This window comes from Aeromonas sp. SrichE-2G (assembly GCF_017939565.1).
Lineage (GTDB): Bacteria > Pseudomonadota > Gammaproteobacteria > Enterobacterales > Aeromonadaceae > Aeromonas > Aeromonas taiwanensis.
On sequence record NZ_JAGKRG010000045.1, the window covers coordinates 1 to 433 of the forward strand.

Annotated in this window: 1 protein-coding gene; it reads left to right on the plus strand. The window is 60.7% G+C overall.

Going from position 1 to position 433, the window contains the following annotated elements:
• Positions 1-433 (plus strand): VCBS domain-containing protein (locus J9885_RS14950; RefSeq protein WP_210549908.1); only part of this gene is annotated, 433 nt, incomplete at both ends.

The following is a 433-nucleotide window of genomic DNA, read 5'->3' on the forward strand; positions in this document are numbered from 1 at the left end:
GATCCGGATTGTCGATGACACCCCGCTTGCAAACAATGATACCGGTGGCACGGTCACGGAGGATGGTGCCGGCAGCCTGAATGGCAACGTGTTGGACAACGATGTGTCCGGTGCAGATACCCCGGCGGTGTTCGTGGGCTGGAGTGCGGCCGGGCATGACAACAGTGCTGCGGTCAGTGCCCTTGGTACTTACGGTACCTTTACCCAGAACCCGACCACTGGCGCCTGGAGCTATACGCTGGACAACAGCAAGGCGGCCACGCAGGCGCTGACGGCGGGCTCGAACCTGAGCTATGACGTCTGGTACACGATGAAGGATGCGGATGGGGACGAGAGCATTGCCAAGCTGACCATCAACATCAAGGGGGCGGATGACAGCCAGAGTGTCACTGTCGTGGCAGCCGGTGGGGCCACCACAACGGTCTATGAAACG